An 8,978-nucleotide genomic window follows, 5' to 3' on the forward strand; every position below is an offset into this window, starting at 1 on the left:
TAGTGCGGGGCTCCGCCCGCGTCCGCTCCGCACGGACGCGCACTGCTCCATTCAGTCAGGAAGTTCGCTCGAGGTTACTTACCGCTCGCGGCGATAGGCGGTCGGCGTCGAGCCGAGGACGTCCCTGAACGCGGCGGTGAACTTGGACGGGCTGTCGTAGCCCACCATGAGGCCGATGTCCGCCACGCGCAGGTCGGTGTCGCGCAGAAGCTGCGCGGCGCGCTCCATCCGGCAGGAGCGCAGATACGCGTACGGCGGCATGCCGTACACGCCTTTGAAGCACGACTTGAACGCGGTAGGCGGCAGGTCGAAATGCGCGGCCAGCTCCTCGATGGTGCGGTCGACGGAGAGGTCGGCCACCATGAGACCGCGCGCCGCCTTTACCTTCTCCACCTGCGAACGGTAGAAGTACGGCCGGCGCGCGTCGGCGGGCGCCGGCTCCTGCACCTGCAAAAACAGCAGCAGCTCGAGCACCTTGAGCTTGCTGTACGGCTCGCGAATCTCCTCGGGCACCGAGTACAGCTCGCTGAAGATGTGCTCCACGCCGGGCACGTCATGCATGATGAGCGGATCGCCGTCATGGCAGAATCGCTCGCGCAGCGCGCGCAGATTCACCGGGAACCCTTCGATCGCCTCGGCGATAGAGCGCTCGGCGTGCTCGAGCTCGAACGACACGGTGATGCCGCGGTAGTGCGCACGCGGCAGGACGAACTCGCCCGTGTGCCGCGTGCGATCGTCGATTTTCAAATCGCCGGCCGCCACATAGGAGTACGTGCCTCCCGACAGCGGCTGCTCGATGCGCCCCTCGCGGCAATGGTCGATGCACAGCATGTCGGCGCCCACCTGGAAACCCGAATGGTAGGAATCCAGGCGAAAATCGTTGTACGCGATGCTCACGCCCGGAAACACCCGGTAAAACGACATGGTGCCCTCCCCCGTGCCGTTCGCCACCCTGATGATGCCGCGTCCTTCACGCTCGGTCATCTCAAAGTCGTCGCTCCCAGAGCGCCCGCTCGGCGGAAGCACGCCCCATACCGTGCCGGGCCCCGCCGGCGCTTCGCCTACTCCCACCGCTTACCTGCCCTCCAGCTCGTACACGCAATCGCAAACAGCACGAAAGGAACTCGCAGTCGTGGCTTACCACCACGATGCAGATGTTCCGTTCGGCCAGCGTTCTCACCAATCTGCCTACCTCCATCATATGCCGAAGGTCAAGCCCGCTCGTCGGCTCGTCCAGCAGCAGCGCCTCGCGTCCCGCCAGCAGCGCGCACGCGATGGCCAGCCGCTGTTTTTGGCCGCCGGAGAGCGCCATGGGATGACGCTCTTCCAGGTGCGCGAGATCGAGGGCCGCCAGCACCTCGTCGATGCGCGCAGCGGGCGAGCCGAGGCCCGAAGCACCGTCCGCGTCCCTCGGCGAGCCCGCCGCCAGCTCGCATTCGCCGCGCACGCTGTCGCTGAACAGCTGATGGTTCACATCCTGCATGACAAGCGAGCACGCACGCCGGCGTTCCTTGCGCCGCAAAGGCGCGCCGTCGAAGCACACCGCGCCCTCGCATGCGCGCTCGAGTCCCGCCACGGCGCGCACGAGCGTCGTTTTCCCGGCACCGTTCGCCCCCATCACGCCCACGACGGCCCCGCGCGGCACGTCGAGATCCACCGGGCTGAACACGCGCCCGGCTTTTCGGACGCACGAGAATCCGCGCAGCGACAACCCGCGCTCGAGCGGCTCCGGAGCGCAGGGAGACGCGCTCGGGCAGCGTACGGCCAGGGCATCGTCCGGGTCGGCGGCGCGCAGGCCCAGCTCCTCGCGCTCCGCGTCCGTAAGCGCACGCAGCTCGGCAGGCGAGAACTCGCGCACGATGCGGCCGCCGTCCACGAGCACGGCCCGATCGATGAGGTCGGCCATGAAGTACAGGCGATGCTCCGCCACGATCACCGTCTTGCCGTGCGCGAGGATGGCGGCTATCTGATCGTGCAGCACGCGCACGGCTTCCGCATCCAGGTTGGCCGTGGGCTCGTCCAACACGTACACGTCCGGGCTCATGACGTCGACCGACGCGAACACGAGGCTCTGCTTCTCGCCGCCCGACATCTTCGTCACGCTGCGGCCGAGCAGGCGCTCGGCGCGCAAGGCGGTCACCGTCTCCCCGATGCGGCGCTCGATGACGTCGGCGTCCTCCCCGGCGGCTTCCAGCCCGAAAGCCAGCTCGTCGTTCGAGGTGAGGTTGAAGAACTGCGACTTCGGATTCTGGAACACGCTGCCCACGCGACGCGCCAGCTCGTACATCTCGCAGACTGCCGGGTCGAGCCCGCGCACCTCCACGTCCCCGATGCGTTCAATGCCGGGCTCGAACTGCGGAATCAGGCCGTTGATGCACTTCGTGACCGTCGTCTTCCCCATGCCCGAGCGCCCGCACAACAGCACGCATTCGCCGGGGCGCACGCGCAGGTTCACGTCATCAAGGATGAGCGACCCGTCGGCCGTGCGGCACGACACGCCGCGCAGCTCAACGGCGGGCGCTTCCCGAACGCCTTGCCTCGTCTGCGCCGCCATCAGTACGCGCCTCCCCACAGCGCCACCGCCACCACCGCTGCCGCCGCAAGAACCAACACGATCGCGTCGACGGGCCGCATGCGCAACCGTTCGGTGTCGGTGGTCGGTGCCGGATTCTCGATGCCGCGACACGTAGCCGCGCGCGACAGCTCGTCGGCGGTGTTCGTGGCCGACATGACCAGCGGCACGACGAAGCACTCCATCCGCTCGGACATCGGGATATCGCGCAGACGCATGGCATCGCGGATGTGCGAAGCCTCGTCCTTGAGCGCCGGGAAGTAGCGCATGGTCACCGTGAGCGGGATGAGGATGGCGGACGGGACGCGCAGCCGCATGAGCGCGGCCGTCAGGCGATGCACCGAGCACTCGCTCACCAGCAGCGTGCCCGCCATGAGGCACAGGTATATCTTCCGCGCCAGCGTGAAGCTGAACACGAGCGCCGTCAGCAGCATAGTTCCCACCTGGGGAAACACGAAGTTGAGCACCACCCACAGAACCCCGTAGCCCGCCACGAACCCCACGGCCATCCTCACATGCCCCAGCAGCACCTGCACGGCAGCCAAGCACCCGATGAGCACCAGCTCGGTTGTCACGCTCTTCGACATGAAGGCGATGACCGAAGCCGCCGCCAGCAGGCCCATGAGCGTGCGCGGATCGAGGGCCACCACGCCGCGCCGGTCGACGCGCCCCAGCATGCGGCCCGTTTCCGCAACCGAAGCGGCGTCGGGCGCGGCGGCGTGCGCCGTCCCCGACGCCGCCTGCACGAGACGCTCCATTAGACGAGACCCGCTTTCACGAAGTGCTTTTTGAACAGGCCGCGCGCGAGGTAGGCGCCCGCAAAACCGGCGATGAACGTGCCGATGAACATCACGAACAGCATCGGCGTTCCCGTGACGGCGTCCAGCGTGGAAATGTACTCGGCGCTCATGCCCTGCGAGGCGATCTGCGCGAAGAACGAATCACGGAACACCCAGATGGGAAGCGGGCTGCCGCACATCCCCAGGCCGAAGACGGCGAACGCCACCGTGTTGCCCTTGAAGCTGGTGTACTTCGTCGCCGCGCGAATGAGCTCGGCCACCAAGCAGGCAACGGCCATGAGCCCGATGATGAACGGCGTGAACGTGCCCGTCACGAAGTAGATGAGCGCCGTGATGAGTCCCATGATAAGCACCGCGCCCGGCTTCTGCACCTTCGCGCACATCAACATGAACGGAATGCCCGTGAACAGGGCAATAAGCACGGGCATGAGCACCCACAGCAGCGGGTGGAACCCTCCTATCAGCATGAACGCGAAATTGATGACGAAGTAGAGCGCCGAGAAGATACCCACGGTGATAAGGTCGCGCCCCTTGAGCATGCGGCCTTCCGAGTTCGCGCGACGCGCCTGCGCAGCAGCTTGGGTTGCCATGATGTCTCCTAACTAGTTAGCCTAGGGTTACTTATGTCGGGAGACAGTATGCGGCAAAACACGCCGAAGCTCTAATCCGATCCGTCAGAACCGTTCCATTCAGTCAGAAAACCGCCGCCCTACCCCTCCAGCGGCCCCGGGACGCACACGAGACGCTCGCCGAGCGTGCACACGTTGATCTCGATGCCGTAGAGGGCGCGCAGGTTGTCGGCGGTCACCACCTCGTGGGCGGGGCCGACGTGCGCGATGCGCCCGCCGCTCATGACGGCGGTCGTGCCGCCCAGCTCAAGTGCGTGATCGGGGAAATGGGTGGTCATGATGACGCCCATGCCCTCGGCGCACAGCTGCTCCACCAGCTTCACGAAGCGGTACTGATTGCCGAAGTCGAGATGAGCCGTGGGTTCGTCGAGCACGAGCACGTCGGGCTCCTGCGCCAGCGCCGACGCGATCATCACGAGCTGACGCTCGCCGCCCGAAATCTGCGTGTACGGCTTGTCGCGCAGGTGCGCGATGCCGAGGAAGTCCAGCTTCTCGAGCGCGCGCTCCTCGTCGGCGGCGCTCGGCGTGGAAAACCGGCCGATGATGGACGTGCGCCCCATCGTGACCACGTCGATGACCGGGTACTCGAAAGCGGGCACGTGCGTCTGCGGGATGTAGGAGATGCGCCGCGCCAGATCGCGCGCCGAGAACGAGCCCACGGGCCTGCCGTCGATGCGCACGTCGCCGCGCGTGGGCTTGAACGCCCCGATGACGCATTGCAGCAGCGTGCTCTTCCCCGTGCCGTTCGACCCCAGGATGCACAGCGCGTCGGGCGACTCGTAGCCAAGCGTCAGGCCGTCGATGACGGAGCGGCCGCCGTCGTAGGAAAAGCCCAGATCGTCGATGTCGAGGCGCATTACCACGCAACCTTTCGCCGATAGATGAAGTACAGGAACATGGGCACGCCGATGATGCCCGTGATCACGCCGATGGGAATCTCGAACGCCGACACCGTGCGGCACAGGTCGTCGATGGCGATGAGGTAGCACATGCCGAGCGAGATCGACGCCGGCAGCAGCCGCCGGAAGTCGGGCCCCACGAGCATGCGCGCAAGGTGCGGCACCACGATGCCCACCCAGCCGATGATGCCCGACATGCTCACCGTGAGCGCCGTCACCACCGAGCACGACGCGATGATGATGCCGCGGTCGCGCCCCACGTCGATGCCGAACGAGCGCGCCTCCGCATCGCCCAGGCTCAGCACGTTCGCCTTCCAACGGAACAGGAACAGCACGGCCATGAACACGAGGTACAGCGGCAGCACCGCGAGGATGGCGTCATAGCCCACGCCCGAGAGCGATCCCATGAGCCAGTACACGATCTGCGGCAGCTTCTCGGTGGGATCGGCCACGAATTTGAGCAGCGACACGAGCGACGAGAACAGCGAGCCAATGAGCATGCCCGACAGGATGAGCGTCACCGTGGAAGCGCGTCCGCGCGACACGATGGCGAAGGCGAGCCCCACGGCCACGAGGCCGAACACGATGGCGCCCACCTGCGTGCCGAATCCCGACAGGCCCAGCACGATGGCGAGCGCCGCGCCGAAGCCGGCGCCGTTCGACACGCCCAGCGTGTCGGGCGCGGCCAACGGGTTCTTGAACAGCCCCTGGAACAGGGCGCCCGTAGCCGACAGGCCCGCGCCCACCATGGCCGCCGCCAGCACGCGCGGCATGCGCACCTCCCACACGAGGTTCGCCGCCATCGGGTCGACGCCCGCGCCCTGCCCCGTGATGCGCGCCAGGATGATCTGGCACACCTCGAGCGGGCTGATGGCGTAGGCGCCCAGCGCGAGCGACCCCACCGCGAAGAGGAGCGGGAGCGCGATGAGCGCCCCCACCGTCAGCGCGCCGAGGCCCCGTTTGACCGTCGCATCGCCCATGGCCTACACGGTGCCCGTGAACTCGACGCCGTAGAAGTCGTGGTAGAACCGCTTCGCGTACTCGCGCACGGTATCGGCGTCCACCTTCTCGGGATAGAACTGGTTGGCCAGCCACAGCTCGCCGAGCGCGATGGAGTCGGTGTCGGGGTTGCCCCACGGCTTCGTCCAATACGGCGCCAGCAGCACCTTGCCGTTCTTCACGGCGGACAGCTCCTGGTACTTCGCGTCGGTGGTGATGGTGTCGTACACGTCCTGGTAGCGGTCCTGCACGATGATCACCTCGGGGTCCCACGTGGCAAGCATCTCGAAGGTGTAGGGCTTGTAGCCCTGGATGTCCGCGGCGGCCACGTTCACGGCGCCGGCGCGCAGCAGCTGGCAGCCCACGTACTTGTCGTTGCCGTAGGTCTGGTCCTTCGTGTTCGCCACGAACACGCGGATGCGGTCGGCGTCGTCCATCTGCCCGATGGCCGCATCCACGATGGCACGGCTTTCCAGACACATCTTCCAGATGTCGCCGGCTTTCTGATCGGCACCGGTCAGCTTGCCCAGCGTGGAGATGGCCCACTGGCAGCCCTCGGTGTAGGCGGCGTCGGCGTCGGACAGGCGCGGGTTCTGCGCCTCGGCCTGCTTGCCCTCGCCGCGCAGCGACACCACGACCACGGGAATGCCCAGGTCGGACACCTGCTTCATCGCGTCGGGATCGGCCTGCGACGCGGCTATCACCACGTCGGGCTTGAGCGCCGCGATGGCTTCCACATTCCAGTCGGTCAAATCGCCCGGCACGGGCAGCTCGTCGATGCCGGGGAACACGTCGCGCATGTAGTCGCCGAGGTCGCCCTCCCAGTTCTTCTCGGTGCCCACCACCTTGTCCTGCATGCCCAGCTGCGCGAGCATGTCGAGCGAGTGATGCTGCATGACCACCATGCGCTGCACGGGCACGTTCACCGTGACGGTGTTGCCCGCCTGATCGTCGAACGTCCACGGCTCCTGCGAGACGGCCTGCTGCCCCTCGCCGCTGGCCGCGGCGCCCTCGTCGGCGGGCGCGTCGGCTGCGGGCGCGGAGCACCCCGCGATGCCGAAGGCGGCCACGCTGCCGATGCCCACGAGCGTGCCCTTCAAAAACGTGCGGCGCGTGAATAGTTCCATAGATCTCCCTGCTTTCGTTATGAATACTCCCTCTATAGCCCGGCCTGCGGATGCGAACCGGGCGGTCAACGCGTTACTTCCGCGCGCAGACGATGAACAGTGCGGCGCGTTCCTGCGCGCTCGCCTGAGCGGAGAAGCGCTCGGATTCGTCGATGCCCAGCAGCCGCTCCGCGTCCTGGAAGCAGCGCACCTCGGACGCGCCGAGGTCGAGCAGGGTGGCCAGGTCCCACGCCGGACGCTGCGCGCGGGTGATGGGCAGGTCGGCCACGATGGCGTTGCGCTCGAGCAGCTGTGCCGTGCTCTGCGTGGGGTGCACGGGCTCGCCGCCGGCCGCAGCGGCCGCGTTGAAGGCGCGCCCGTAGTTCGCGTCGAGGTTGACGAACACCCCGCCCGTGCGCAGCGCATGGAGCACGCCCGCGTAGGCCGCAGCCGCGTCGGGCAGCACCCACAGCACGTTGCGCGACACGGCGAAGTCGAAGGCGCCCTCGTCGAACGGAAGGCGCTGCACGTCGGCCTGTTGAAACGCGATGGAGGAAACGCCCGCACGCTCGGCGTTTCGGGCGGCTTCGGCCAGCATGTCCTCGGAGAAGTCGACCGCGGTCACCTCGCAGCCCAATTCGGCCAGGATGAGCGACATGAAACCCGAGCCGCAGCCCACATCGAGCGCCCGCACCGAGCGCCCTTCCACCTGCGGCATGAAGTCGCGCAGCAGCGTGCGCAGCGATGCGCGCAGCGCCTCGTGTCGCCGGGCATCGTGCAGCGCCGCATACTCGGGGGCGCGCTCGGACCAGTACGCATGGGATCGATCCAACAGCTCCGACGAGGCGTCTTCCATAGCATCCCCTTCGACTCGATTCAGGCTATAGTTGAGTTGAAATATTCTCGAAGAGTATAACGTGCCGAGGGCGAAGTCAACAGGAAGGTAACGAACGGACGCATCGCCCCTCCCTACGCACGAAGGCCCGACCCCCTACGGGGCCGGGCCTTCGCTCGCTTCACGCCGCGCGATGCGGCTCAATGGACGTCGATGCTACAGCTTGCCTACCAGGTCGATGCCCGGGTGCAGCACCTCGGCGCCCGGCACCCAACCGGCGGGGCACACGGAGTCACCGTGCTCGGCCACGAACTGGCTCGCCTGCACGCGGCGCAGCAGCTCGGCGGCGTTACGGCCGATGTTACCGGCGTTCACCTCGTAGCACACGATCTTGCCCTCGGGGTTCACCACGAAGCTACCGCGCTCGGCCACGCCCTCCTCCTCGATGTAGACGTCGAAGATGTCCGCCAGCTTGTGCGTGGGGTCGGCCAGCATCGGGTACGGCAGGTTCTTGATGTTCTCGGACGCGTCGTGCCAGGCCTTGTGCGCGAAATGCGTGTCGCACGACACCGCGTAAATTTCGCAGTTCGCTTCCTGGAACTTATCGTACAGCGCGCCGAGGTCTTCCAGCTCGGTCGGGCACACGAACGTGAAGTCGGCCGGGTAGAAGAAGAACACGCCCCACTTGCCCAAAACGTCGTCCTTCGTCACGGTCTCGAAGTCGTCGTTGTGGAACGCCTGCACGCTGAAGTCGTCGATTTCCTTGTTGATCATGGACATGGTTGTGCTCCTATCTGCGATCTATCTTCGCCAAGTTGTTATCCTAAGCAAACTTTCTCACAAATGTTACCTTTGCGCCATCGTATTTTAACGTCTTCGAACAATCTCCAAACGCGCGGGTGCGCTTCGCCGCCGTCCCATGGAAGCTTTGTTATATTCTCGACAAGTTTCGCCCGCTCGCGCGCACGCGGTGGCATACTGGCGCAGCTCGGAAAACCGCGCCGCTCTTGCCACGCCCAGCATGTTCGCCACGGTCTGCCCCAGCACCATGATGGAGACGGCCCGACCCTCGCGGCCGGGGTCGGCCAACTCCTTCGCCACGATGGTGGCGGTGCCGAAGAACGCGCCGTGCGGCAGG

General features: G+C 66.6%; 9 protein-coding genes and 1 pseudogene. All 10 read right to left on the reverse strand.

Annotated elements, in window-relative coordinates; translation table 11 throughout:
- Window positions 1-78: 78 nt before the first annotated feature.
- Window positions 79-984 carry a helix-turn-helix domain-containing protein gene (locus C1876_RS12635; protein ID WP_114547080.1) on the reverse strand — a complete coding sequence of 302 codons (906 nt, stop codon included), beginning with the start codon at window positions 982-984 and terminating at the stop codon, window positions 79-81.
- Between the two features lies 1 nt (window position 985).
- Window positions 986-2,554 carry an ABC transporter ATP-binding protein gene (locus C1876_RS12640; protein WP_114547081.1) on the reverse strand — a complete coding sequence of 523 codons (1,569 nt, stop codon included), beginning with the start codon at window positions 2,552-2,554 and terminating at the stop codon, window positions 986-988.
- The gene (locus C1876_RS12645) at window positions 2,554-3,330 is read right to left on the reverse strand and encodes an energy-coupling factor transporter transmembrane component T (protein ID WP_114547082.1); all 777 of its coding nucleotides are present in this window, start codon (window positions 3,328-3,330) and stop codon (window positions 2,554-2,556) included. Before C1876_RS12645 ends, C1876_RS12640 begins: the two co-directional genes overlap by 1 nt.
- Window positions 3,330-3,962: an MptD family putative ECF transporter S component gene (locus C1876_RS12650; protein ID WP_114547083.1), complete on the reverse strand. Its 633-nt coding sequence runs from the start codon at window positions 3,960-3,962 to the stop codon at window positions 3,330-3,332. The genes C1876_RS12645 and C1876_RS12650 overlap by 1 nt, the downstream gene beginning before the upstream one ends.
- 119 nt (window positions 3,963-4,081) lie before the next feature.
- Window positions 4,082-4,858, reverse strand: a complete 777-nt coding sequence (locus C1876_RS12655) for an ABC transporter ATP-binding protein (protein WP_114547084.1) — start codon at window positions 4,856-4,858, stop codon at window positions 4,082-4,084.
- Window positions 4,858-5,880 carry a FecCD family ABC transporter permease gene (locus C1876_RS12660; RefSeq protein ID WP_114547085.1) on the reverse strand — a complete coding sequence of 341 codons (1,023 nt, stop codon included), beginning with the start codon at window positions 5,878-5,880 and terminating at the stop codon, window positions 4,858-4,860. Before C1876_RS12660 ends, C1876_RS12655 begins: the two co-directional genes overlap by 1 nt.
- Before the next feature lie 3 nt (window positions 5,881-5,883).
- Window positions 5,884-7,026 carry an ABC transporter substrate-binding protein gene (locus tag C1876_RS12665; RefSeq protein WP_114547086.1) on the reverse strand — a complete coding sequence of 381 codons (1,143 nt, stop codon included), beginning with the start codon at window positions 7,024-7,026 and terminating at the stop codon, window positions 5,884-5,886.
- Window positions 7,027-7,099: 73 nt separating this feature from the next.
- Window positions 7,100-7,861, reverse strand: coding sequence for a class I SAM-dependent methyltransferase (locus C1876_RS12670; protein WP_114547087.1), 762 nt, complete (start codon window positions 7,859-7,861; stop codon window positions 7,100-7,102).
- Between the two features lie 195 nt (window positions 7,862-8,056).
- A complete protein-coding gene (gene ahpC, locus C1876_RS12675) occupies window positions 8,057-8,620 on the reverse strand; it encodes an alkyl hydroperoxide reductase subunit C (protein ID WP_114547088.1) in 564 nt (187 codons plus the stop codon).
- A gap of 87 nt (window positions 8,621-8,707) precedes the next feature.
- Window positions 8,708-8,978: pseudogene (locus C1876_RS18005) on the reverse strand (hypothetical protein); the annotation flags it as partial.

Origin of the sequence: Eggerthella sinensis (assembly GCF_003339815.1) — a bacterium.
In the GTDB taxonomy this organism is placed as follows: Bacteria; Actinomycetota; Coriobacteriia; order Coriobacteriales; family Eggerthellaceae; genus Eggerthella; species Eggerthella sinensis.

Excerpts from the sequence above, each read along its gene's own strand:
- C1876_RS12635 (WP_114547080.1), bottom strand. The coding sequence starts at position 984 with ATGACCGAGCGTGAAGGACGCGGCATCATCAGGGTGGCGAACGGCACG.
- C1876_RS12640 (WP_114547081.1), bottom strand. The coding sequence starts at position 2,554 with ATGGCGGCGCAGACGAGGCAAGGCGTTCGGGAAGCGCCCGCCGTTGAG.
- C1876_RS12645 (WP_114547082.1), bottom strand. The coding sequence starts at position 3,330 with ATGGAGCGTCTCGTGCAGGCGGCGTCGGGGACGGCGCACGCCGCCGCG.
- C1876_RS12650 (WP_114547083.1), bottom strand. The coding sequence starts at position 3,962 with ATGGCAACCCAAGCTGCTGCGCAGGCGCGTCGCGCGAACTCGGAAGGC.
- C1876_RS12655 (WP_114547084.1), bottom strand. The coding sequence starts at position 4,858 with ATGCGCCTCGACATCGACGATCTGGGCTTTTCCTACGACGGCGGCCGC.
- C1876_RS12660 (WP_114547085.1), bottom strand. The coding sequence starts at position 5,880 with ATGGGCGATGCGACGGTCAAACGGGGCCTCGGCGCGCTGACGGTGGGG.
- C1876_RS12665 (WP_114547086.1), bottom strand. The coding sequence starts at position 7,026 with ATGGAACTATTCACGCGCCGCACGTTTTTGAAGGGCACGCTCGTGGGC.
- C1876_RS12670 (WP_114547087.1), bottom strand. The coding sequence starts at position 7,861 with ATGGAAGACGCCTCGTCGGAGCTGTTGGATCGATCCCATGCGTACTGG.
- ahpC (WP_114547088.1), bottom strand. The coding sequence starts at position 8,620 with ATGTCCATGATCAACAAGGAAATCGACGACTTCAGCGTGCAGGCGTTC.